Consider the following 25,005-nt stretch of genomic DNA (forward strand, 5'->3'; position numbering starts at 1 on the left):
CGGGGAATCCGATCGGGTCGGAGGCGTCGGCCACCACGTGGCGCGCACCGATCTCCGCGGCGGCCGCGCGCAACGGGGTTGACGCTTACGGCGCCGGGAACGGTTTGATCACCGATTCGCCGAATTCGTGCAGGGAGTCCGGCGCGGCGAAGTCGGCGAACCAGACGTAGAACCGCTGCACCCCCTGCGCGGCCAGGCCGGTGAAGTGCCCGGTCAGCTCGTCGGAATCCCCGCAGATCAGTCCGGACCCCAGGTTGCCGAATCGCCGAGTGCTCACCGCGCGCACGGCATCGGGGTCGCTGCCCGACCCAACGAAGCCCACCATCTGCTGGATCGACAACCGGGCCGTCCCCGCGGCGGGGGCCAGCTTCGGCAGCCTGTCAAGCTGGTGCGCCGGCAGATTCCACCAATCCGCATATCTGCGAACGAGTTCCATCATCCGGGGCCCACTCCCACCCAGAACCAGCGGTATCGGGTGGGACCTACGGGGAGCCTGCGCGGCGTCCTCGGCCTCCCCCGTCCCGTCGCCCCAGTACTGCCTGAGCAGTTTCAGGTGACGGTCGAGCTGATCGACCCTGGCTTTCGGATCCTGCTGGCCGACATCGAATCTGGCGAACTCCGCGGGCCAGGACCCCGCCCCCAGACCCAACTCGAACCGGCCGCCGGACGCCTCCGACAGCGTGACGGCCTGTTTGGCGAGCACCGCGGGATGGCGGAACGCGTCGCAGAGCACCAGATGACCGATCCGCAACCGCTCGGTCTTGGCGGCCACCCAGGTGGCAATCCCCATTGCCTCCCAGATGTTTTCGTCGCGCAGCCCGGGCGCCTCGAGGTGATCGATGAAGGCGATGCCGTCGAAACCGCTGGCCTCGGCGTGCCGCGCGCGCTCCGCGATGTCGGCCACCGCCAACCGGACCTGCGGCAGGAACAGATACCACTCGACCATGCGCCACCTAAGCGTGTGATTCGGTGCGATTGCACCGGCCGGGCTAGTTTATTATCTTTACTATGTTAGAGGTCTTATGGATGTAGGGCTGAACTCGGAACAGCTGTCGCTGCGCGACGCCGTACGCGACATATTACGTACGGAATGCCCGCCTGAGGCCGCCCGTCAAGCGATCACGGATCCGGAGCGCTGGCGCGCCCTGTGGAAGACCGTCGTCGACCTCGGCTGGACCGAGCTCGCCGCCTCCTCTGAGGAAGGGGCGGGCGACTACGGACCGGTCGAGCTTGCCGTGGTTCTCGAGGAATGCGGCGCCGCCATCGCGCCGATCCCCTTGCTGAGCAGCGTCGGTCTGGCCGCGGGGGCGCTGCGCGACACCGGCCTCGACTCGGTCCTCACCGAGATCGCGGATGGGGTCGTGGCCACGCTGGCCGTTCAGGCGCCCGGGTCGCGAGTGCCCGGGGCGCCGATGACACTGCGTGACGGGCGCCTGCGTGGCCGGGCGGTCGCGGTCCCCAACGTCTCGCGCGCCGAGTTGGTCGTCACGCTGGCCCGCGCCGACGACGGTGACACCCTCGCGGCCGTCGCGCGGTGTGGCGACGGGGTCGCCGTGGTGCCGGCGGCCGAATCCACCGACCCCGCCCAGCCGTTGGCCGGGGTCGACATCGACGCCGAGCCGGTGGCCGTCGCCAGCGTTGACATCGAATCGGCATTGACGGCGCCGTGGGTGGCGTGCGCCGCCGACCTGGTCGGTGTGGCGAGCGCCGCGTTGCATCGGTCCGTCGAGCACGCGAAGTCGCGGCGCCAGTTCGGCCAACCGATCGGCGCATTCCAGGGAATCAAACACGCGCTGGCCGACAACTACGTCAGCCTGGAGCGCGCCCGTAGCCTCACCTACGCGGCGGCGGCCGCGCTCGCCGATCCGGCCACGGCGCCCGGCGATGCCTGGACCTCCGCCGCCCTCGCCAAAGCGGCGGCCGGTGAGGCAGCCGCCGCTTGTGCGCGCACCGCGGTCCAGGTGCACGGTGCGCTCGGACAGACCTGGGAGCACGACGTGCACCTCTATGTCCGGCGCGCGTGGCAGGGCGCAGCGCTGCTGGGCGACAGTCGCGCGCTCTACCACGAGGTGGGCCGCCGATTCTGCGGGGGCGCCGCGTGAGCCGCACCGGCGACGATGCAGAGCGCAGCGATGAGGAGGAGCGGTGCCCGGTGAGCCGCACCGGCGACGATGCAGAGCGCAGCGATGAGGAGGAGCGGTGCCGGTAACCGCAGTGGTGGAGGAGTTCGGCGCCTGGTTGGCGGAGTTTCTGCCCGACGACTACTACGAGAAGTATCGGCAGTACCGGTGGGACCTGGGATTGCGGCGCGAGTACCAGCGCGCCGCCTTCGAGTCCGGATGGATCCAGCCGACCTGGCCCCGCGAGCACGGCGGCCGATCCCTGGGCTTGCGCGACGCCATGGAGGTCCGGCTCGAGGCCGCACTGCGGTCGGCGCCCAAACTGCCCAACATCGCCGGCCCCAACGTCGCCGCGCCCGGCATTCGTCAGTTCGGCACCCCGGCCCAGATCGAGCGCCTGCTCGTTCCGCTGTTACGCGGTGACGAGTGGTGGGCACTCGGCATGTCCGAACCCGAAGCCGGGTCCGATTTCGCCGGACTGCGCACGCGCGCCGAACGCGACGGAGACGTCTTCCGGGTCAACGGCCACAAGATCTGGACCACCCAGGCCCACATGTCGCGGTGGTGCACCCTGTATGCCCGCACGGATCCCGACGCGCCGAAACACCGCGGCATCTCCTGCCTCATTCTGGATCTGCACGCGCCCGGGGTCAGGATCGAGCCCATCCGCATGGCGTCGATCTCCGACGAAACGTTCTGCGAGGTCTTCCTGGACGACGTCGCGGTTCCGGCGGACAATCTGCTCGGACCGCTCAACGGCGGCTGGAACGTCGCCCTGTCGTCGCTGCACCATGAACGCCAGATGATCTGGATCATGAACTGGGTCGAGATCAAGCGCGGACTCGACTCGGTGCGCGCCGCCGGCGCCGCGGGCGTGAGCCACGACGTCTACACCGAGCTGGGTTCGCTGCTGGCCGACGCCGACGCGTTGCGGGCCACCGGATATCGCGCGCTGGGCAACGAACTCGCGGGACGGCCCAGCCCGGAAGCCGACACCATGAAGCTGCTCGGATCGCTTACCTTGCAGCGTGTTTGGGAACTCGGCGCGGCCGCCGCGGGCCCGGAGTCGGCCGCCGACCCGGATCTGCTGTTCGAACGCCAGGACGCGCTGGCCGCAACCATCTACGGCGGAACGTCGGAGGTGCAGCGCAACATCATCGCCGAGCGACTGCTCGGGCTGCCGAAGGGATGACCACGATGGATTACGACCTCGGCGACGACGCCGGCCAACTGCGAAACCACCTGCGCGAGCTGGTCGCCAACCATATCCCCGCCGACTTCCTCGGTGCGTGCACCGAAAATCCGCAGGACCTCGCCACCACCGAGACCTTCTGCAAACTGCTGGCCACCGAGGGACTGCTGGCGCTGGCGTGGCCGAAAGAGCATGGTGGCGGCGGTGGTTCGGTTTGGCAGCAGACGGTGCTGCGCGAGGAGATGTGGGCCCAACACGAGCCTCGCGGTCCGCAGTACATGGGGATCAACTGGGTTGGTCCGGCGCTGATGCGTTACGGGACCGAGGAACAGAAAGCCAAACACCTGGCGGCGATCGCCTCCGGGGACGTCATCTGGTGCCAGGGCTTTTCCGAGCCCGAAGCCGGAACCGACCTGGTGTCGTTGCGTACCCGCGCCGTTCCCGACGGTGACGGATGGCGCATCACCGGCCAGAAGGTGTGGACGTCGTACGCGCTGATGGCTTCCTGGTGCGTGCTGGCGGCGTGCACCGACCCCGACGCTCCAAAACACAAGCGGCTCACCCTGTTTCTGATCCCGATGGACCGGCCGGGCTTCACCGTCCGGCCGATCCCGTCGATGCTGGGCCCGCACCACCTCAACGAGATGTTTTTGGACGACGTGCAGGCGTTTCCCGGCGACGTGCTCGGCGAGGTCGGCGACGGCTGGCGGGTGATGCGCGAAGCGCTGGCTTTCGAGCGGGTGGGCATCGCCCGGTACGCGCGGTGCGAGTCGCTGCTCGAACGCATGCGCAGCCAGCTCGGCGACGAGTGGAACGAACTGTCCGAGACGATTCGCACCCGATGGGTGCGGGCGCTGGTCGACCTACGAGTCGCCCGGCTGCTGGCCTATCGCGCCGTGTCACTGCAGGACGATCCGGCGGCGGGCGCGGCCGCCAGCGCCGCTCGCATCGTCACGACGACCCTCGATCAGCAGGTGGCCGAGCTGCTGTTCGACGTGCTGGGCCCCGCGGCGCTGGACAGCGGCAGTTCCGCCGCACTGCACGGGGCGATCGAAGACCATTGGCGTTATGCACAGGCAGCCACCGTGGCATCGGGCACCATCGAAGTGCAGAAGATGCTGGTGGCACGAGACGTGTTGGGAGCGAGCCGGTGAAAACCGATCTGCCGCAAGACATCAGCGACTTCGCCGCCGTCGCCGGCAAGCGGCTCATCCGATTGGGTGGACCGCCGGCGGCGCTGCGCGCCGAGACCGACGACACCGTCCGCGACGCGGCCCGCGCCGCGTTGAACGAGGTGGGCGCGTTCGACCTCGACGTGCGCTCGGCCCCGGACGATCTGCTGGCCGCCGCGGTGCTGTGCCAGGCCGCCGGCGCCACGGTGCTGTCCTATCCACTGGTGGAGGAGCTGCTGGCGATCGACGGCGCGCGCCTGGCCCTGGTGAATCCGAAAGCCCCGCGCATCGACCACGGCGACCTGGCCGGTGACTGGATCGCCGCGGACCTGGACGGCAATCGGTATCGGCCGCGGCCGGCGGCGCGGACCGGCGCCAAGCTGGGGCCGTTCCTGGTTCCGGCCACTCTGAGCGCACCCGAGGGAAGCGTCGGAGCCGCCGACGTTAACCTTCATCTCGTGCTGGGATCATGGCGGATTCTGGGGGCGGTGCAGCAGTCGTTGCAGATTGTCACCGACCATGTGCGCGCCCGGATTCAGTTCGGCAAGCCACTCGCGGACTTTCAGGCCGTCAGGTTCGCCGTCGCGGACGCCGCCGTGGCGGTCCGCGGACTCCATGAACTCGCGAAGTACACGATCTGCCGGCCGGAATCACTGCCGGCGCAGATCCATTCGGCCGATGCCCTGGTCCTTCGGCTCAAGGCCGCCGACACCGCGCGGCAGGTGATGCGCACGTCCCACCAGCTGCTCGGGGCGCTGGGTTTCTGCGACGAGTCCGACGTCAGCGTGCTCGACCGGCACACCCAGCCGCTGATCCGGTTGCCCGTGGGCACCGAGGAACTCGCCCTTCGCCTGATCCCCAGCGTGTCGGACGGGTCGCTGGAGACGCTGTTCAGCGAGCCGGTATCGGCATGAGTTGTCCCGGCGACGAGAAGGAGCGGCGCAGTTGAGCACCGAACCTGTCGCGGCCGAAGCGCCGGCGAACCCCTTCGCGGACGGGGTCCCGTTCGGAACCAAGCTGCAAGAGCTCGCCGAACAGCGTCGGGATGACCCCGCCGTCACGATCGTGGCGCTGGACGGGACCGTCCAGTCGTTGACGTTCGGTGAGCTCGACGCCCGCGCCAACCAGTGGGGCCGGGCACTTGCCGCCACCGGGGCTGCGACCGGTTCCCTTGTGGCGCTTGCTATTCCGAACTCCCAGCATCTGGTGCTGGCGACGCTGGGCTGCTGGAAGATCGGCGCGGTTCCGGTGCCCATGCATTGGGACCTCCCCGAGTGGGAGCGTGACCGGGTGCGCGAGGTGATCGACCCGGCCGTCGTCGTCGACGAAAAGAGCCGCTGGGAGCTCGACGCCCGCGCGGCCGGCGAGCCCGACGGCCCCCTGCCGGTGGCCGTCTCCCCCACCGCCAACGGGATTTGCAGCAGCGGTTCCACCGGCGTGCCCAAGGTGATCCTCAACCTGGCGCCGTCGCTGTGGATCCCCCAGCAGGGTGAGCCGTTCTTGTCGAACTGGACACCGGTGGCCCAGCCGCAGACCATCATGGTGCCCGCGCCGATGTATCACACCAACGGCTTCGCCACCTTCCTCATGCTGCTGGCGGGCGACCATCTGGTCATACTCGAAAAGTTCGACGCCGCACTGGCTCTCGATGTGATCGAACGCTTTCGGATCACCAACTTCACGGCCACGCCCACGATGCTGGCGCGCATCGCGGCCCGGCCCGACGTCCGGCAGCGCGACCTGTCCAGCATCGTCTTCATCCTGCAGGGCGCGGCGGTGATGCCGCCGTCGCTCCTATATACCTGGTTCGAACTGCTCAGCCCGGAGCAGATCGTGACGGCGTACGGCATGACCGAAAACCTGGGGCTCACCGCCCTGCGCGGCGACGAGTGGCTCGCCCACCCGGGCAGCGTGGGTCGCGGATTCCGGGACACCGAGATCCGGATTCTGGACGCCGAAAAACGGCCGCTGGGCCCCGGCGAGGACGGGGACGTGTATCTGCGGGCGCCGATGAGCGCGGGGTACCGCTACCTGGGTGGCGCGCCCCCGCTGCCGTCGACCGAGGACGGCTTTCGCTCCGCCGGCGACATGGGCCACCTCGACGAGGACGGCTTTCTCTACATCGTGGACCGTCGCGTCGACATGATCGTCAGTGGCGGTGCCAATGTCTTTCCGGCCGAAGTCGAGTCGGCGCTCGCCGGCCACCCCGGAATCGCCGACGTCGTCGTGATCGGCCTTGCCGACCCGCAGTGGGGGCGCCGCGTGCACGCGGTGATCCAGCGCGCCGACGGCGCCGAGCCCCTCACCGAACAGCGCGTAATCGAGTACGCGAAGAGCCGCCTCGCCCCCTACAAGGCGCCCAAGACGGTCGAATTCGTCGACGCGATACCGCGCACCGCGGCAACCAAGGTCAACCGCTCGGCGATGATCGAGGCCCGGGGCGGCTGAACGCCGCGTCTGGCAAAGGTGCGTGACGTTAGCGAAGCGCCGTGGGCGGGAGCCGATCGGCGGCCGGTGACTGTCCGTTGGTCCCGTTGGTCGGCAACAGCAGGGAACGAACTAGGCCGCGGCTTCCCACGGGGGCCAACAGCTGACTGGCCGGGCGGGAGCGCACCCGCTGCGGCCACCAGAACCAGCGCCCGAGCAGCACGGTGATCGACGGCATCAGAAACGAACGCACGATCAACGTGTCGAACAACAAGCCCAGGCCGATGGTGGTGCCCACCTGTCCCAGAATGCGCAAGTCGCTGAACACGAACGAGGACATGGTTGCCGCGAACACCAGGCCGGCAGACGTCACCACCCCACCCGTGCCGGCCATCGCCCGGATGATCCCCGTATTCAAACCGGCACCGATTTCCTCCCGGAACCGCGAAACCAGCAGCAGGTTGTAGTCGGATCCCACTGCCAGCAGCAGGATTATCGACATCGCGAGCACCATCCAGTGCAGTTCGATGCGAAAGATGTCCTGCCAGACCAGCACGGACAACCCGAACGAGGCGCCCAACGACAGTAATACGGTGCCGACGATGACCAGAGCGGCAACCACGCTTCGGGTGATGATCAACATGATGATGAAGATCAAGGTGGTCGCGGCTATCCCGGCGATCAGCAGATCGTATTCGGAGCCGTCTCGCATGTCCTTGTACAGCGCGGCGAGGCCGCCGACAGAGATCCTGGCGCCCTCCAGGGGTGTTCCCTTGATCGCTTCCTTCGCCGCCCCCCGGATCCCATCGACACGCGAGATGCCTTCCGGTGTCGCAGGATTGCCCTCATGGGAGATGATGAAGCGGGCGGCCTTGCCGTCCGGGGACACGAACAGCTTGAGAATCCGCTTGAAGTCCGGGTTTTCGAAAGCCTCGGGCGGCAGGTAGAACGAGTCATCGTTTTTCGCGGCGTCAAACGCCTGTCCCATGGCGGTGGAATTCTCGGCCATGGCCTCGGTCTGGTCGTAGAACGACGACATGCTGCTGTGCATGCTCAACACCATGTTCTTCATGTTCTTCATCACCGCGATCTGCGGTGGAATCTGCGTGAGCATCTGGCGCACCAGCGCAGCCGTGATGTCCATATCCGCGGTGATCTCTCGCAGCTTCGCCGTCTCCTGGTCCACGCCGTCGAATGATTCGAACATGGACCTCAGCGACCAGCAGATGGGGATATCGAAACAGTGCCGCTCCCAATAGAAATAGCTGCGGATCGGCCGCAAGAAGTCATCGATGTTGACGATGTTGTCTCTCAATTGATCGATGATCGCCAGCATGTCGTGCATGTCGCTGTCGGTGCGGTCGGTGGTGGCCGACATCTTCTGCATGACCTGATACATGCGTTCCAGCGTGTCGATCGATTGCTGCATCGTGTCCGCCTGCCTCAGCATGTCCGCCGCCTGGTCCTTCAGATACTTCAGGTTCTCGATGCGGACGGCATTTTGCACACTGATCAGAAACGGTATCGACGTATGTTGGAGGGGCGTTCCCAACGGCCGCGTAATCGCTTGCACCCGTGCGATACCCGGTAGGTGAAAGACCGCTCTGGCCACCCTGTTCAGCACCAGCATGTCGCCGGAGTACGCATATCGTGGTCGGTCTCGAGCAGCAACAGCTCCGGGTTCATCCGGGCGTTGGGGAAGTGCCGCTCGGCGGCGTCGTACCCGACGTTGGCCTTGGTGGATCCCGGCAGATACTTGCGGTTGTCGTAATTGGTCTTGTAGCCGGGCAGGGCGAGCAGGCCGATCAGGGACACGGCGGTCGTCACCGTCAGAATCGGTCCGGGCCACCGCACGATCGCGGTTCCCAGCCGGCGCCATCCCCGGGTGCGCATTCGTCGCTTGGGTTCGAACAGCCGAAAGAAACTGCCGAGGACCAATATGGCCGGTCCCAACGTCAGCGCGCCCAACACCGTGACGAGCATGCCGATCGCGCACGGGGGGCCCAGGGACTGGAAATACGGCAGCCGGGTGAAGCTGAGGCAGTACATCGCACCGGCAACAGTCAGCCCCGAGCCCAGCACGACGTGAGCAGTCCCGCGAAACATCGTGTAGAACGCGGCCGTCGGATCCTCGCCGACGTGGCGCGCTTCGTGATAGCGCCCGACAACAAAAATGGCGTAATCGGTGCCGGCCGCCATGGCCATCACCACGAGCAGGTTGACCGCGTACGTCGAAAGCCCGAAAGCGTTGTGAGAGGCCAATACCGCGACGAAACCCCGGGCCACGACCAGTTCAATCGACACCGTGACGATGATCAGGATCACCGTGGCGATGGAGCGATAGATGAAGAGCAACATCGCCAAGATCACCGCGCCGGTGATCGCGGTGATCTTGGCGATGCCTTTGTCACCAACGTCGACCCCGTCCGCGGTTACCGCCGCGCCCCCGGCAACGTAGGCCCGCACGCCGGGCGGCGGCGGCGTGGTGGCCACGATGTGCCGCACCGAAGTCACCGACTGGTTGGCCAAGTTTTCGCCTTGATTGCCGGTCAGGTGCAGCTGGACGTAGGCGGCTTTGCCGTCGGGGCTTTGCGAGCCGGCCGCCGTCAGGGGATCTCCCCAAAGGTCCTGAACGTGCTCGACGTGCTTGTCCTGGGAAAGCCTGCGGACCAGCCCGTCGTAGTACCGGTGCGCGGCGTCGCCGAGCGGCTTGTCGCCTTCGATCACGATCATGACCGCACTGTCGGTGTCGAATTCGCCGAACACCTGGCCGATACGCGTCATCGCCTGAATAGATGGCGCGTCGGTGGGGACCATCGCCACCATGTGCGCCTTGCCAACTTTTTCCAATTGCGGCACAACGGTATTCGTGATGACGGCAAGCCCCAGCCAGAAGAAGACGATCAGCACCGGCGACCCGTGGATCATTCGCGCCAGAAAAGAACCCGAACGCGACGCCGGTTCGTCCTTCATGCCGCCCAAAAGGCACATGTCAATACCGCTCCGATTAAGTGCAGCCGAGATGGTGAGATCTGCGCGGCGCCGAAGTTCGCTATTTCGGCGACGGCCGCGCAGGTACCCATACGGTGAGGTTCGGGCCCACCTCCGCACATGGTCGGCATATTCGATTGCGCCCAAAAGTTTATTGACCGAAAATTAAAATTTGCGTCAGCAACACACCTTGAGAATGGCGGCAGGCTCAGTTGATTTCGGCATGATGCGACGCGGCCCGCAGCAGCCGAGGAGGATCGCCACGCGTTCGGGCTTCGCGGATACGCCACCGATCGCGGTAACCTCATTCTCGGAGCGCAAGGATTGCGCCACGGAAGGACCACAGCGCCGATGACCGCCCCTAATGACGAAGCCGAAGTGACGCGCGGCGACCGCTTCATCAAGACCGCCGTCGCGATTCTGGGGGAAACGGGACGCACCGACTTCACCGTGCAAGAGGTCGTCGCCCGCTCCAAGACGTCGCTGCGTGCCTTCTATCAACACTTCAACGGAAAAGACGAACTGCTGCTGGCGCTGTTCGACAGAACCATCGCCCAATCGGTGCAGGCATGGCGCGCCGAGACCATGGGACTGGACAGCACCTCGGCACTGAAACTGCTCATCGACCGACTCAGCCAGCAACCGGCATCGAGCACCCAGGACAGCCTCAATCGGGCGCTGACCCTTTACAACCAGCACTTGGCCGAGACCCGTCCCCGCGACTACGCCCGAGTGCTCTCACCGTTGCACCGGCTGATTCGCGACATCGTCGGCCAGGGCATCACCGAGGGGGTCTTCAACCCCGGATTGGATGTCGGTGCGGCCGCCGCCATCGTCATGCAGACGGTGATGGGAGCGCAGCGATTGCACTGGCTCGGTTCGGAATTGAACGGCACACCGGTCGACACCGGACAGCTCTACGACTTCTGCAGCCGCGCCCTCGGCATCCGGGAAACCGACGAAGTCTCGACGGTCCCGTCGCTGGCCGAACTGTTCGGTCAGATCGGCATGCGCCCGGGCAGCCGCAACGGCGAGTTCGCCATGACCATGCCGGTCAGCCCGCAGGTGGTCAATACCTCCGGCGCGCTGCAGGGCGGCCTGATCGCCACGCTGGTCGACGTGGCCGGCGGGCAATTCGGGCTGGACTACCTGCAGCCGGGTACCACGATGACCACCTCGGACCTCTTTGTCCGCTACCTGCGACCGGTCCGGCAGGGCTCGGCCTTCGCGGTGCCCAAAGTGTTGCGATCCGGCCGGCGGGCGATGGTGATGCAGGTGGACATCTTCGGCGACGGCGACGGCGACGACGAACTCCTCGCCACGGCCACGGTGAATTTCGCCATCATCAACGGCCCGACGCCGACGAATGGGCTACGGGCTGACGGCTAGGCCCTTATGCCTTGTTATGCCGAAGTGGTAACGTCATTACCACACAGTGAGAATTGCCTCTGCTAGGAGATCGCCATGCCCTCACGCGAGCTTCCCTACCCCGTATTCGACGCGGACAACCACATGTACGAGCCGCAGGAAGCGCTGACCAAGTTCCTGCCGGACAAGCGCAAGAACGTCATCGACTACGTGCAGGTCCGCGGCCGCACCAAAATCGTGGTGCGCGGCCACATCAGCGACTACATCCCCAACCCGACGTTCGAGGTGGTGGCCCGCCCGGGCGCCCAGGAGGACTACTTCCGCAACGGCTCACAGGGCAAGAGCTACCGCGAAATCCTCGGCGAGCCAATGAAAGCCATCCCCGCCTTCCGGGAACCGGGCGCACGCCTGGAGGTCATGGACGAACTCGGCATCGACTTCGCGCTGATGTTCCCGACACTGGCCAGCCTGGTCGAAGAGCGCATGAAGGACGACCCGGAGATGACCCATGACGTCATCCACGCGCTCAACGAGTGGATGTACGAGCAGTGGACGTTCAATTACTCCGACCGCATCTTCGCCACACCAGTGATCACCCTGCCGATCGTCGACCGCGCGCTCGAGGAATTGGAGTGGTGCCTGGAGCGTGGTGCCCGCACCGTGCTGGTCCGTCCGGCGCCGGTGCCCGGCTACCGCGGCAGCCGGTCGTTCGGGCTCGAAGAGTTCGACCCGTTCTGGCAGGCGTGCGTGCGCGCCGAGATCCCGGTGTCGATGCACGCGTCGGACAGCGGCTACTCCGAATTGCTCAACATCTGGGAGCCGGGCGACGAATTCCTGCCGTTCAAGCCGACCGCCTTCCGCAGCCTGGCCATGGGGCATCGCCCCATCGAGGACGCGTTCGGCGCCTTGATCTGCCACGGCGCGCTGACCCGCAATCCCGACCTGCGGATCCTGTCCATCGAGAACGGCGCCGACTGGGTGCCGACGCTGTTCAGGGGCCTCAAGGGTGTCTACAAGAAGATGCCGCAGGCATTCGCCGAAGACCCGATCGAGACGTTCAAGCGGTGCGTCTACGTCAGCCCTTTCTGGGAGGACCGATTCGCCGAGATCGTCAACATGGTGGGCACCGACCGGGTGGTCTTCGGGTCCGACTGGCCGCACCCGGAGGGTCTGAAAGACCCCATCACCTTCGTCGACGAGCTCGCCGACTTCAGCGATGAGGACAAGGCGAAGATCATGGGCGGCAACATGATGAAACTGATGAAGGTGTCCGCGCCTGCTTCGAAGAAGCCCGTCTCGGCCTGATCGCTGACCGGGCTCAGTCCGGCGACGGCCGAAATTGTGTGTGCGCCCGTGGTTTTGGGCGAAGCCTCGCGGACCGCTCGCGGGCGACACGTCGCCGGTCTTCGGAATGCACCCGTGGACAGGCCCGGTGACGGGCGTGCCGGACGCGCCGATGGTGCACTCGTGCAACCCGTTTCCGCGTACGGGCGTTCCGATCGTTGACGGCTATCGATTTGCGGGAACGTCAATTTTAGGCGGTCGCCCAATGTGTTGAGGTAACACGCCGGTATCAAACCCTTGCGATATGCACCTAATACCATTGCTAATCTGAACATCTACGTGTGCAAAATAGGTCAATTCATTTGACCCGGTTTACGACTCTCCTTTATCCGCAGGCCCGTCGAAAACTCCTAGGAGGCGGCCAGATGGTGGCCGAAAAAGACTGGGACAGAACCGTCGGTACGGCCGACGACGTGCGGCGCGTCTTCGAGAACGTCCCGATGCTGTTGGTGGGCCTCGAGGGGCCCGACCACCGATTTGTCGCGGTCAACGCGGCTTACCGCACACTCAGTCCGCCTATCGACTCGATCGGGCTGCTAACGCGCGACGTTTACCCCGAGCTGGTGAGCCAGGAAATCATCCAGATGTTCGACCGGGTATACCAAACGGGCGAGCCGCAGTCGGGAACCGAGTGGCGGGTGCAGGCCGACTTCGAAGCGGCGGGGCGCGCCCAGGAACATTTCTTCGACTTCGTCGTCACGCCTCGGCGCGCGGAGGACGGCTCGGTCGAGGGCGTGCAGCTGGCCTTCACCGACGTCACCGAGCGGGTGCAGACGCGGATGGCCGCCGAAGCGCGCCTGCAGGAGTTGTCCGAGCGCTACCGCAACGCCCGCGATTCCGCCACCGTCATGCAGCAGGCGTTGCTGGCACCGTCGGTGCCCGTCATTCCCGGCGCGGACGTGGCGGCGCAGTATCTTGTCGCCGCACAGGACACCGCAGCCGGCGGCGACTGGTTCGATGCGATCCCCCTGGGGGACCGCCTGATTCTCGTCGTCGGTGACGTCGTCGGCCATGGCGTCGAAGCGGCCGCGGTGATGTCGCAACTGCGGACCGCGCTGCGGATGCAGGTCGTGGCGGGATATCCGATCGCCGAGGCGCTCGAGGCGGTCGACAGGTTCCGCAAGCATGTGCCCGGTTCGAACACGGCCACGATCTGCGTCGGCGCGCTCGACTTCGCCACCGGCGAATTCCAGTACTGCACCGCCGGACACCCACCGCCGCTGCTGGTGACGTCGGACGCGACCTCGCGCTATCTCGAACCGTCCGGCGGGGGTCCGCTCGGCAGCGGCACCGGGTTTCCGGTACGCACCGAATTCCTCGGCGTGGGCGACTCGATCCTGCTGTACACCGACGGCCTGATCGAACGCCCCGGCCGGCCGCTGGGCGCCAGCACCGCCGAGTTCGCCGAGCTGGCCGCGAATATCGCCGGGGGCCAGCGCGGCTTCGTCATCGAATCATCGGTACGACCGATCGACCGCATCTGTTCGGAGACGCTGGAATTACTGCTGCGCTCGACCGGCTACAACGATGACGTGACACTCCTTGCGGCGCAACGCCGGACACCGCTCGCGCCGCTGAACATGACTTTGGACGCGACGCTGCACGCCGCTCGCGCGGTGCGTACCCGGCTGCGGCAGTGGCTGTCGGAGATCGGCGCCGACGCGGATGACATCTCCGATGTCGTCCACGCGATCTCGGAGTTCGTCGAGAACGCGGTCGAGCACGGGTATGCCACCGAGGTCACCGACGGCGTCGTCGTCGAAGCGACGCTGTCCGGCGGCGGCGATCTGCATGTCTCGGTGATCGACCGCGGACAGTGGAAGGATCACCGCGAAGGCGGGACGGGCCGGGGCCGGGGTCTCGCCATGGCCGAAGCGCTGGTGTCGCAGTCCCATGTCAGTCATGGCCCCGGCGGGACGACGGCCAGTGTTACGCACCACCTTTCGCGACCGGCGGAGTTCATCACCGACTCGCTGGTCAGTCGCGCATCCAGTCGACGGACGGGCAGCTCCGAATTCGTCTCCGCGGTCACCGAACCGGGCCGAATCGTTGTCAGTGGTGACGTCGATTCCAACACCGCGTCCACCCTGGATCGTCAGATCGCGGTCGAAAGCCGTTCCGGCGTCGTACCGTTGACGATCGATCTCAGCGCGGTCACCCATCTGGGGTCGGCGGGTGTCAGCGCTCTTGCCGCCGCCGGGGAGCGGGCGCGCCGACAGGGCAGTGAGTACGTGCTGGTGGCCCCGCCCGGAAGTCCGGCGCACCACGTGTTGTCGCTGGTGCAAATCCCGGTTGTCAGCGGCCTCGCCGAGAACGTCGTCGCCGAAGGCTAAGTCCGCTCCGATCGCCCGCCGTGCCGCACCTGGTTGAACGGCACCCCGCGGTCGGCGGCATATTCGCGGGGGAAACCCAGCACCCGTTCGCCGATGACGTTGCGGGCCATTTCCGTTGTGCCGCCGCCGATGGCGACGGTCTGCCGGGACAAATAGCGCAGTCCAGCCTCCAGGCCGGCGCCCTGCTCCCCGACTACGCCGGCGCTTCCGGCGATCTCCAACGCGGTGTCGACGTCCGTGGTCACGGTCTCGGAGTGAAACAGCCTGATGAGCGTTCCGGCCGCCGGCGGCAGTATGCCGTCTCTGACGCTGCGGTACACATGGCCGATCAACTGCTCGGCCACCGCCCGGTGCACCAGGACCCGACCGGCCTTTTCGTGCACGCGCTGGTTGTCGGCTTGCCCGGTCTTCTCGGCGAGGCTCACGTAATCGACCGGGATCGCGTTGCCTCCCTCGCTGCCGCTGCCGCTGGCGAACTCGGAGCCCTGCCCCACCGCTCGGCGTTCGTGGTACAGCTGTCGTGAGGCCACCGCCCAGCCGCCGTCGACTTCCCCGACGACGGCTTCGCCTCCGACATCGACCCCGTCGAGGAACTCCTCGCAGAACTCAGTGGAACCGCTGAGCATGGTGATGTGCCGCAACGTGATTCCCGGGTGAGCGATGGGCACCAAGAACATGGTCAGGCCTTCGTGCTTAGGCACATCCCAATTCGTGCGGGCCAGACACAGGCCGTAATCGGCGGCGAACGCGCTCGTGCTCCAGGTCTTGGCCCCGTTGATGATCCACCGGTCGCCATGCCGTTCGGCCCGGGTGAGGACGCCGGCGAGGTCCGATCCGCCGCTGGGTTCGCTCAACAACTGCACCAGCACTTCTTCGCCGCGCAGCGCGGCGGCGATGTGCTGCTTCTTCTGGTCTTCACTGCCGGTGTCGAGCAGCGTGGCGCAGCAGATGGTGAACGTCGGGGTGTTGAGGATCAACGGCATTTCGTAGTCGAGGGTTTCGGCGTCGAATGCCTTCTGGTATTCGTAGTCCAACCCCAGGCCGCCATACTCGCGGGGAAAGCAGATGCCGGCGAATCCGCCGTCGTACAAGCGCTTTTGGAGTTCCCGGGCCCTGAGCCATGCCCGCTCGTCGTCCCGCGGGGCCGGTGGCGGGGACTCGCGGTCGATGGCGGGCAGGTTGTCGGCCAACCAAGCCCTGGCCCGGGCCGCGAACTCTGCGACAGATTCGTTGTGCGTCATCTGTCCGAACGACCCGCCTTTTCGAACTCGTACACCCGCAGATTATGTTCCTCGGGCGTCCCGAACATGCCGCGGTACAACGCAACCCGGCGAAGATACAGGTGCAGGTCGTGCTCCCAGGTGACGCCGATGCCGCCGTGCATCTGCACACAAGCCTGGACAATCTGACCTGCCATCTCCCCCACGTAAGACTTGGCGATGCTGGCCGACAGACCCGCCTGCGGCGCGCGGGCGGCCACGTCGGCCACCGCCGCCCAGGTGGTGGCCCGGCAGGCTTCCAGCCACAGCTTCATGTCGGCGAACTTGTGTTTGAGGGCTTGGTACGACGCCAGCGGCCGACCGAATGTGTGCCGGTCCAGCGCCCATTGGGTGGTGAAGTCAAACACCGTTTGCAGGACGCCGACCACTTCGGCACACTGCAACACCTGGGCGATCTGGCTCTGTCGATCGACCAGTGCGGCGGTCTCGTCGGCCGTGCCGACGGCCGCGGACTGCGGTACGACGACGCCGTCGAAGTGCACCCGGGCGTATTGCTTGACCAGGTCCACCGACTGTTGGGGCTCGATGCTGACGCCGGGCGCGTCCGTCGGGACCAGAAACTGGCGAATCTCAGCGGCATTCGGGCCACAGCGCGCCACCACCAGCAGCACCGTGCTCTGGGCGCCCGCCTCGACGCGGTCCTTGCTGCCGTCGATGCGGTAACCGGCGTCGGTTTGGGTCGCCGTCACCGAGGGTTCCAGCGGCGCCCAGCCCTTGCCGGGCTCACACACCGCCCACGACGCCACGGTCTCACCCGATATCAGCGCCTCGATGGTGTCCGCGTGCGCCTCGGAGTTCGTGCACTCCGCCAGGGCCGACAGCACGGTGCTGACCGGGTACAGCGGCCCGGGCGCCACCGTCTTTCCGAGTTGTTCGGCGACCATCGCCAGATCGGCTAGGCCGCTCTCCGAAACGCTTCCGCCGCCCAGTTCCTCCGGAACGAGCAGGCCCGTCCAGCCGAGCTCGGCGGCGCGCCGCCACCATGCCGGATCAAACGACGCACCCTCGGCATGTAGCTCCCGTACTCGGCGCAGCGGCGCTTCCTTTTCGAGAAAAGCTTGGGTGGTCGAGGTGAAAAGGATCTTTTCGGGAGAATCGAGGGTGGTCATGGCGCCGAGGGGGTCCTTCTTGGCATTCGATCGCTGCGGGTGCAACGGAAACGGTTTGGGTATTTGATCATCCGCCCGATCGGTCCTCGGTTGGCTGGCGTTTCTGATGTTAGCAACGCGCAATACGGTAAGAGATACCGGAGTTCAGTCGGTAAAAGTGATGCCGAGTGTCCGCCGCGGGGAATCGCCGACGCCGCCCGGGTTAGCCGCGCGAATCGCGCTACATGGCGAACACACGGCGTACCGCCTGGGCATGCAGCGCCCGGTTCTCCTGGGAAACAATCCAATCCGGCACCATCGAGTCGAAGCCGTTGAAGGTCGCTGCAATCACATGCAATTCGGTATGGACATAGGCATGCAGGAGCCGGTTGGCATAGTCGATGGCCTCGTCGCGGCAGGGATCGATCTCGGAGCAGCTGACGAACGTGGGTGGCAGCCCCTCGAGGTTCGCCCGGTGCGCGGGGACGTGTTGTCCACTGGCGCTGGCGTGGCCGAGGTAGTGGTTCCACGCCCGGCTCACGGCCGGACCATTGAGACCCGGGGTGCGCTGGAATTCGCGACGCGACGGTGTGGCGTCGGAGTCGAGCATCGGCTGGTGCAGGATCTGCATCAGGATGGGCGGCCCCTCCTGGTCGAACATGCGCTGGGTCAGGCCGGCGACCAGCGCCGCCCCGGCGTCCCGGCCCATCACCGCGATGCGGCTGGCGTCGGCGTCCAACTCCGCGCTGTTCTCGACCGCGTAACGGAAGGCCGCTTCGACATCGTCCAGCGCCGCCGGGCAGGGATTCTCGGGCGCCAGCCGGTAGTCGACGGAGATCACCAGACAGCCGCCATCGCGGGCCAACTCCACGCAGTGCGCATGGTCTGTCTCCAGGTTCCCGGTGACGAACCCACCGCCGTGGGCGTACAGCACCAGGGGCGCTGCGGATCCGGTACCACCGCGGTACAAACGCAGACCCAGCGGCCGGCCATCCGGCCCCGCGAAGGAGCGGGAGTCGATCCAGACGCCACTGGCGTCGGCCGCTGCGGCGCGCTGGGCGGCCAGCAGGTTGGCGTGCTCCCGTTCGGCGGGCAGCGTCTCGGCGCGGAACTCGAAGGCGCCTAACTCAACGGCGGCATCGCGCAACACCGGGTCGATGCGGGTAAGGCCGTGTGGCCGGGCCAGGTTCGTCTGTGTCATACCTACTCGTTTTCTCCGGCTCGTCATGCAGGCTCGTCGGCGGTCCCGGCCAGGGAGGCGCGCCGGAAGCCACCTTCAAGGTAGACCTGCGCTTTTAGGTGGCGCAGACGAGGTATCAAGCGCCGCGAGAAGATTCCCGGGCCGGCGGCGCGGACGATCGCGCACAAGCCGGCGTTGGGCTTCGTTGCTATTTATACTATGATAGCTAAATTCCGCTCGATACTAACCCGCCGTGGACTCGCGGGCGGTCGGCAATCGGTCCGCGCGAACGGCCTTACTCGGTTGTTTCCAGGAGGAAGCGCTGATGACGCTCAGCACTGACCCGAACAGTCAGCCCGTGGTCCCCCCGCTCGACTTCACCGGCGAAACCAGTCCCTATCCGTTTTTTGAGCACATGCGGCGCACGGACCCGGTCTGGCACGGTTCCCTGGCCGATTCCGGCCAGCTGCCCGAGGAATTGCGGCCCGACGACGAGTGGGTCCTGTTCGATTACGACGGCGTGTCCCAGGCTTTCCGCGACGACCGGGTCTTCACGTCGGCCGCCTACGACAAGACCATCGGATTGGTAATGGGGCACACCATTTTGGCGATGGGCGGCCGGGAACACCACGACCATCGCAACCTGGTGGCGAAGGCCTTTCGCGCCACCGCGCTGGCACGCTGGGAGCCGTCGGTCATCGGGCCGGTGTGCGATCAGCTCGTCGAAGAAATCAAAAACGACGGCCAGGCGGATCTGGTGAAGGCGGTGACCTTCGAGTTCCCGACGCGGATCATCTCCACGCTGCTCGGCCTCCCCGCCGAAGATCTCGACCTGTTCCGCCGACTGTCGCTCGACCTCATCTCGATCCCGACCGATATCGAGGCGGGGTTGAACGCCGCCAACGAGCTCTACGACTACTTCCTCAAGCAGGTCGAGCAGCGCAGGCGCAAGCTCACCGACGACATCATCGGCGACCTGGTCGCCGCAGAGATCGACGGCGAGAAGCTCACCGACGAGGCCATCATCGCCTTCTTGCGGTTGCTGCTTCCCGCCGGACTGGAGACCACCTATCGTTCGTCGGGCAATCTGCTGTACCTGCTGCTGACCCATCCCGAGCAGTTGGCGATGGTCCGTCAGGACCGGTCATTGCTGCCGATGGCGATCGAGGAGGGCCTGCGGTTCGAAACGCCCTTGACCATGGTGATGCGGACCACGACCGAAGAGGTCGAAATCGGCGGTAAGACAATCCCGGCCGACGCGCAGATCGACATGTGTATGGGTTCGGCCAATCGCGACGAGAGCCGCTGGACCGACCCCAACACGTTCGACATCCGTCGCCCGCGCCAAGCCCACATCGCCTTTGCGGGCGGCATTCACATGTGCCTTGGCATGCACCTGGCACGACTGGAAACACGGGTCATGCTGAACAGCCTGTTCGACCGCGTCGAGAGTTTGGCGTGGATGCCCGACGACGGAACCGGCGAGGAATCCAAGATCGTCGGGCTCACCTTCCGGTCGCCGAACAAGCTTCCGGTCACCTTCGCGCCCGCCGTATGAAAAGCCGCGCAGCGATCCTGCACGACGTGGGCGGGCCGTGGTCTGTCGAAGAATTCGAACTGGATCCGCCCAAGGCCGGTGAAGTCCTGGTGCAGATGGCGGCCGCCGGCCTGTGCCACTCCGACGACCACATCCTCAAAGGTGACATGTCGGCCCCCAACGAGGTGATGCGATCCCTCGGGCTGCCCACCATGTTCCCGACCATTGGCGGCCACGAAGGCGCCGGCATCGTGCGTGAGGTCGGGCCCGGCGTCACCGATTTGACGCCGGGTGACCACGTGGTGATGTCCTTCGTCGCCGTGTGCGGCCAATGCCGTTGGTGTGCCAGTGGAATCGAGTACCTCTGCGACCAAGGTATTGGCACCATGGTTCCGGGAATGCCGACCGACGGCACGTTCCGCCACCACACCGCCGACGGCCGGAAGCTGGGCCATATTTCCAAGATCGGCGCCTTTGCCGAACACACTGTGGTATCGACGAATTCGCTCGTGAAGATCGAGCAGCACCTGCCGCTGGCGTCGAGCGCGCTGCTGTCCTGCGCCATCCCGACCGGATACGGTTCCGTCGCCAACCGCTCCAACATGCGGGCCGGCGATACCGTCGTGGTGATCGGTGTCGGCGGGATCGGCACGGGCGCGATCCAGGGTGCCCGGATCAACGGCGCCGCACAAATCGTCGCCGTCGATCCTGTTGACTTCAAACAGAAATCGGCTTTGCAATTCGGTGCGACGCACAGCGTGGCGACGATCGCCGAGGCGCTGGACCTGGTGCGGGGCCTGACGTACGGGGTGATGGCCGACGCCGTGGTGGTCTCGCCATCGTTGATCACCGCCGACGACGTCCGCGATGCGGTGCGGCTCACCCGCAAGGGCGGCACCTGTGTGCTCACCGGCATGACGTCGCAGTTGACCCGGTCGGTCAACATCGACCTGCAGGACTTTATCTTGACCAATAAGACGTTGGCGGGCACCATCTTCGGCTCTTGTAACCCGAAGGCGGACATCGCCAGGTTGGCGAGGCTGTATGAGACCGGCCAGTTGCAGCTCGACGAGATGATCACCAAGCGCTATCGCCTCGACGAGGTCAACGACGCCTACGACGATCTGCTCAACGGCACAATCGTCCGGGGCATCATCGATTTCGGGATCGCCTGACCGGCCGCCGAAGGCCCTATCCGACCTTGGCCATCGTGCGCACCCACAGTTCGCGCGCCAGAACGGGGTCATCGGCCGCGCGATTGGCTTTCGCGACTTTGCCTTTCACGTAGTACTCCCCGACGGTCCAGTCGATGCCGGGCGAGCTGGTAGCCAGCCAGACCAACTGGTCGGCGCCCCTGTCCGCGGTGGCGATGATCCGGCTGACCGGCGTGCGCTGCATGGTCGTCAGAAAGCGCGAGCCCGACGAGTGACCGATGTTGGTGTTCACGAAGCCGGGGTGGACCACCGCAACCGAAAGGCCGTCGTTGCGATAGCGCCGGTGTAATTCCCTGGTGAACAAGATGTTTGCCAATTTCGCCAGCGCATAGGCGGTGCTGGGCCGGCGGCGGTCCGTGGTGTCGAAATCGGCCAACGTGACGTTGCGCAGCAGCCGCTGCGACGAGCTGGAGGTATTGACAATCGTGGCATGCGAGCCGATGAGCACGTCCAGCAACAGCGTGGTGAGCAAGAACGATGCCAGGTAGTTGACCTGAAACGTGATCTCATGGCCGTCGGCCGTCCGCTGCAGCTTGGAGAACACTCCCCCGGCGTTGTTGCCCAACACGTCGATACGTGGGACTGTGACCGGATTTTGTCCGCCAGGGCCCGGACCTGGGACAGCTCAGCGAAGTCGGCCACGAAATAGTGGGCGCCCAACTCCGCGGCCACGGCCGCGGTCTTGCTTTCCGACCGCCCCACCAGCACCACATTGTCGCCGCCGCGGCTGATCCGGCGCGCCGCCGCCGCACCGATGCCGTCGCTGGCGCCCGTGATGACGATCGTCTTTGACGTCACGGCAGAAGTGTATCGATCACCACCGCACCGTCGCGCCGGTGTCGAACGCGATCAGGCCAGTGAGTAACGAACGGGCAAATGTTTGAGGCCGCCGACGAAGGTGGTGGCGACCAGCTCGGGGTCACCGGTCAGCTCAATGGATTTCAGGCGTGGCAGCAGCTCTGAGAAGAAGCTGCCGACCTCCATGCGGGCCAGGGCCGCACCCATACAGAAGTGCACGCCATAACCGAAAGCCAGATGCTTGTTGGGGTCGCGACCGACGTCGAAGCGGAACGGCTCGTGGAAGACGTCCTCGTCGCGGTTTGCCGATACGTACGACAGCAGCACGGATTCGCCTGCGGCGATGGGCACTCCGCGCACGACGGTGTCCTCGGCGGCGGTCCGCATGAATTCCTTGACCGGGGTGACCCAGCGGATCATCTCATCGGTGGCCAGGGGCATCAGGTCGAGGTTGTCGCGCAGGCGTTGCAACTGATCCGGGTTCTCGATGAGCGCCTGCAGGCCACCGGAGATGGTGGCGCTGGTGGTGTCGTGGCCCGCGGTGGCGACGATGAGGTAGTAGGACACGGTGTCGATGTCCGACAGCGGCTCGCCGTCGACGCGGGCGTTGGCGATCGCCGAGGCGAGATCCTCGGTCGGATGCTCGCGGCGCGACGCCGTCACACCGTTGAAGTATTGGAACATGTCGAACAGCGCCGGCAGTTGATCCTCACTGGAGCTACCGCGCTTGAACTCGGAATCATCGCTGCCGAACAGTTCCTGGGTCAGCTTGAGCATGCGGGGAAAGTCGGCCTCGGGCAGGCCCAGCAGTGACATGATCACGTAGAGCGGGTAATTGACGGCGACTTCCTGAACGAAGTCGCATTCGGGACCGGCCGCCATCATCTTGTCGACGTAGATCTTGGCCAGTTCATCGACGCGAACCTTCAAAGCCCGCATCGCCTTTGGGCGAAACCAGTCGGAGCCGATCGCGCGCACCACCCGGTGCTGCGGGTCGTCCAGGTGAATCAGGGTGCGAACGCCGGCGGCGGCCTGCATCTCGTCGCCTTCCGCGGTCGTCAACACCGGTCGCGGCCAGTTGGTGAAGAGCATGTTCTCACGCTCGATGTCCATGATGTCGGCGTGTTTGGTGATCGCCCAGAACGGCCGGTAGTTCGGGACCTCCACCCATGACACCGGAGCGTTGGCGCGCAGGTGAGTCAGTGCCGCATGCAGGCCCTGCTCGTCGGTGTACGCCAACGGGTCCGCCAGCAAGTTGGCGGCCTCGTCCATCGTGGTTGTGCTCACTGGTGAAACTCCTCGATTCGGGGCGCCCACGCCAGCGGAAAACGGACCTTGAGGCGCGGGGCGTCAGGCATGCGGGTAACTTTACAGTAAGCAATCCAGTATGTGACCCTGCAATCGTGGCGGGTGCCACCATAGGACTGCTCGCGCGACGAATCCTCCATGAGGTAGGACATAGGCATGCCAAAAGCCCAGGACTGGGGAGAAACGCTCGGCGATCTCGAGCGACGCCGTCAGCGCGCGTTCGAAATGGGCGGGCCGGAGCGGCTCGACAAGCACCACAACAAGGGGAAGCTCGACGCTCGCGCGCGGATCGAGTACCTTCTCGACCCGGGCACGTTCCGCGAACTCGGCACCCTGGTCGGTGGCGAGATCGCCGCTGATGGCCTGATCGTCGGCTCCGGTGAGATCAACGGCTCGCCGGTGATGCTGGGCGCCGAGGACTTCACCACCCTGGCCGGCAGCATCGGGCCGGGCGGCAATTCCAAGCGCTATCGCATCGCCGAACTGGCGCTGCGCGACAAGATCCCGCTGGTCATGCTGCTCGAAGGTGCCGGCTTTCGCCCCACCGGCGGCCATTACGGGCGCACCCCGACCGACCTGCTCGCCCAGGCGCAATGCTCCGGCCGCGTCCCGACCGTCGCCGCCGTCCTCGGCCCCTCGGCCGGGCACGGCGCCCTGGTGGCGCCGGTCTGCGACTTCCGGATCATGAGCAGGCAGGGCGCGATCTTCACCGCCGGTCCGCCCGTCGTCAAAGAGTCCACCGGAGAAGACATTTCGAAGGAGGACCTCGGCGGACCGGGCGTCGCTTTGCCCAGCGGCGTGATCCACAATGTCGCCGAGGACGACGAAGCGGTGCTCGAGGACGTCCGTCGCTACCTGTCATATTTCCCGCCGAGCGCATGGTCGTACCCGTCGCCGCTACCCGCGGGTGAGGCCTGCGACCCGCGACCGACACCGGAGCTGCTCGACATCGTCTCCCGGGACAACCGCCGCGTATACGACATGCGCGCCGTGCTCGATGTGGTCTTCGACAGCCCCGACTGGCTAGAGGTTCAGCCCCAGTTCGGCAGGGCGATCATCTGCGCGCTCGCCCACCTCGGCGGCCACCCGGTCGCGGTGGTGGCCAACCAGCCCCAGGTGCTCGCGGGCTCCATCGACGCCGACGCCGCGGACAAGGCGGCCCACTTCATCATGGTGGCCGACTCCTTCCACCTGCCGATCGTGTTCCTCGCCGACAATCCCGGCATGCTGCCCGGAAGCCGATCCGAGCGCACCGGCGTGCTGCGGGCCGGGGCGCGGATGTTCGCCGCGCAGACCGCCGCCACCACGTTGAAGCTGCACCTCACGCTGCGTAAGGCGTACGGGTTCGGGTCGATGGTCATGTCGCTGTTGGGTTTCGACCATCAGGTCGCGACCTTCGCCTATCCCGGTGCGACGATGGGCGCCATGAGCGCCGCGGCGCTGAGCCGCGCCTCACACGCCGGTGAAGACCTCTCGGCCAAGCTGCGTAACGCCGAGCTGGAGGCGTCCTATCGGTCGGCCGAGCACATGGGGTTCGACGAACTCATCGATCCCCGGGAGACGCGCGATGCCCTGCTCGCTTCGCTCAAGCGCGGCCTGTCCAGCAGGCAGGCCGCCGCCGAGCCGGTGACCCGAACCGTCATCCTTCCCTAA

General features: G+C 66.1%; 16 protein-coding genes and 3 pseudogenes. 11 read left to right on the plus strand and 8 right to left on the minus strand.

Annotated features, from left to right (window positions below):
* Positions 1 to 76 (minus strand): annotated as a pseudogene (locus A5775_RS25310) (SDR family NAD(P)-dependent oxidoreductase); the annotation flags it as partial.
* 9 nt (positions 77 to 85) lie between these two features.
* Positions 86 to 946: an LLM class flavin-dependent oxidoreductase gene (locus tag A5775_RS06305; RefSeq protein WP_067249297.1), complete on the minus strand. Its 861-nt coding sequence runs from the start codon at positions 944 to 946 to the stop codon at positions 86 to 88.
* Between the two features lie 76 nt (positions 947 to 1,022).
* Here A5775_RS06305 and A5775_RS06310 point away from each other — a divergent pair, with 76 nt between their 5' ends.
* The 5 genes from A5775_RS06310 to A5775_RS06330 all read left to right on the plus strand — a co-directional run bounded on the left by A5775_RS06310 (position 1,023) and on the right by A5775_RS06330 (position 6,932).
* Positions 1,023 to 2,102 (plus strand): acyl-CoA dehydrogenase family protein, encoded by a 1,080-nt coding sequence (locus A5775_RS06310; RefSeq protein WP_067249301.1) that lies wholly within the window; start codon positions 1,023 to 1,025, stop codon positions 2,100 to 2,102.
* 112 nt (positions 2,103 to 2,214) lie between these two features.
* The gene (locus A5775_RS06315) at positions 2,215 to 3,312 is read left to right on the plus strand and encodes an acyl-CoA dehydrogenase family protein (RefSeq protein WP_067249304.1); all 1,098 of its coding nucleotides are present in this window, start codon (positions 2,215 to 2,217) and stop codon (positions 3,310 to 3,312) included.
* Positions 3,309 to 4,466 (plus strand): acyl-CoA dehydrogenase family protein, encoded by a 1,158-nt coding sequence (locus tag A5775_RS06320; RefSeq protein ID WP_197512385.1) that lies wholly within the window; start codon positions 3,309 to 3,311, stop codon positions 4,464 to 4,466. The genes A5775_RS06315 and A5775_RS06320 overlap by 4 nt, the downstream gene beginning before the upstream one ends.
* Positions 4,463 to 5,398, plus strand: coding sequence for an acyl-CoA dehydrogenase family protein (locus A5775_RS06325; protein ID WP_067249307.1), 936 nt, complete (start codon positions 4,463 to 4,465; stop codon positions 5,396 to 5,398). Before A5775_RS06320 ends, A5775_RS06325 begins: the two co-directional genes overlap by 4 nt.
* Positions 5,399 to 5,429: 31 nt before the next feature.
* Positions 5,430 to 6,932: a class I adenylate-forming enzyme family protein gene (locus A5775_RS06330; RefSeq protein ID WP_067249311.1), complete on the plus strand. Its 1,503-nt coding sequence runs from the start codon at positions 5,430 to 5,432 to the stop codon at positions 6,930 to 6,932.
* A gap of 28 nt (positions 6,933 to 6,960) precedes the next feature.
* Here the strand turns inward: A5775_RS06330 and A5775_RS06335 are convergent.
* A pseudogene (locus A5775_RS06335) lies at positions 6,961 to 9,884 on the minus strand (RND family transporter).
* Between the two features lie 369 nt (positions 9,885 to 10,253).
* Between A5775_RS06335 and A5775_RS06340 the strand changes: the two are divergent.
* The 3 genes from A5775_RS06340 to A5775_RS06350 all read left to right on the plus strand — a co-directional run bounded on the left by A5775_RS06340 (position 10,254) and on the right by A5775_RS06350 (position 14,947).
* A complete protein-coding gene (locus tag A5775_RS06340) occupies positions 10,254 to 11,291 on the plus strand; it encodes a hotdog fold thioesterase (protein WP_067249314.1) in 1,038 nt (345 codons plus the stop codon).
* A gap of 75 nt (positions 11,292 to 11,366) precedes the next feature.
* Positions 11,367 to 12,575, plus strand: a complete 1,209-nt coding sequence (locus A5775_RS06345) for an amidohydrolase family protein (RefSeq protein WP_067249317.1) — start codon at positions 11,367 to 11,369, stop codon at positions 12,573 to 12,575.
* A gap of 404 nt (positions 12,576 to 12,979) precedes the next feature.
* A complete protein-coding gene (locus A5775_RS06350) occupies positions 12,980 to 14,947 on the plus strand; it encodes a SpoIIE family protein phosphatase (protein ID WP_067249320.1) in 1,968 nt (655 codons plus the stop codon).
* Here A5775_RS06350 and A5775_RS06355 read toward each other — a convergent pair.
* From A5775_RS06355 to A5775_RS06365, 3 genes are all read right to left on the minus strand, one after another.
* Entirely contained in the window at positions 14,944 to 16,188 is a 1,245-nt protein-coding gene (locus tag A5775_RS06355; RefSeq protein ID WP_067249324.1) for an acyl-CoA dehydrogenase family protein, read from the minus strand. The two genes, A5775_RS06350 and A5775_RS06355, sit on opposite strands and share 4 nt — an antisense overlap.
* Complete coding sequence (locus A5775_RS06360) at positions 16,185 to 17,336, minus strand: acyl-CoA dehydrogenase family protein (protein ID WP_067249327.1); 1,152 nt, start codon at positions 17,334 to 17,336, stop codon at positions 16,185 to 16,187. The genes A5775_RS06355 and A5775_RS06360 overlap by 4 nt, the downstream gene beginning before the upstream one ends.
* A 220-nt stretch (positions 17,337 to 17,556) precedes the next feature.
* Positions 17,557 to 18,516 (minus strand): alpha/beta hydrolase, encoded by a 960-nt coding sequence (locus tag A5775_RS06365; RefSeq protein WP_067249331.1) that lies wholly within the window; start codon positions 18,514 to 18,516, stop codon positions 17,557 to 17,559.
* Positions 18,517 to 18,820: 304 nt separating this feature from the next.
* Between A5775_RS06365 and A5775_RS06370 the strand changes: the two genes are divergently transcribed.
* Positions 18,821 to 20,053, plus strand: coding sequence for a cytochrome P450 (locus A5775_RS06370; protein WP_067249501.1), 1,233 nt, complete (start codon positions 18,821 to 18,823; stop codon positions 20,051 to 20,053).
* On the plus strand, positions 20,050 to 21,207 hold the full coding sequence (locus tag A5775_RS06375) for a Zn-dependent alcohol dehydrogenase (RefSeq protein WP_067249334.1): 1,158 nt from the start codon (positions 20,050 to 20,052) through the stop codon (positions 21,205 to 21,207). The genes A5775_RS06370 and A5775_RS06375 overlap by 4 nt, the downstream gene beginning before the upstream one ends.
* A 16-nt stretch (positions 21,208 to 21,223) precedes the next feature.
* On the opposite strand, the pseudogene A5775_RS06380 reads toward A5775_RS06375, so the two are convergent.
* Together A5775_RS06380 and A5775_RS06385 are read right to left on the minus strand one after the other, a co-directional pair.
* Positions 21,224 to 22,044 (minus strand): annotated as a pseudogene (locus A5775_RS06380) (SDR family NAD(P)-dependent oxidoreductase).
* Positions 22,045 to 22,095: 51 nt separating this feature from the next.
* The gene (locus A5775_RS06385; protein ID WP_067249339.1) at positions 22,096 to 23,316 is read right to left on the minus strand and encodes a cytochrome P450; all 1,221 of its coding nucleotides are present in this window, start codon (positions 23,314 to 23,316) and stop codon (positions 22,096 to 22,098) included.
* Positions 23,317 to 23,508: 192 nt separating this feature from the next.
* On the opposite strand from A5775_RS06385, the gene A5775_RS06395 reads away from it, so the two are divergent.
* A complete protein-coding gene (locus tag A5775_RS06395; protein WP_067249347.1) occupies positions 23,509 to 25,005 on the plus strand; it encodes an acyl-CoA carboxylase subunit beta in 1,497 nt (498 codons plus the stop codon).

This window comes from Mycobacterium sp. 852002-10029_SCH5224772 (assembly GCF_001667315.1).
Taxonomy (GTDB): Bacteria; Actinomycetota; Actinomycetes; order Mycobacteriales; family Mycobacteriaceae; genus Mycobacterium.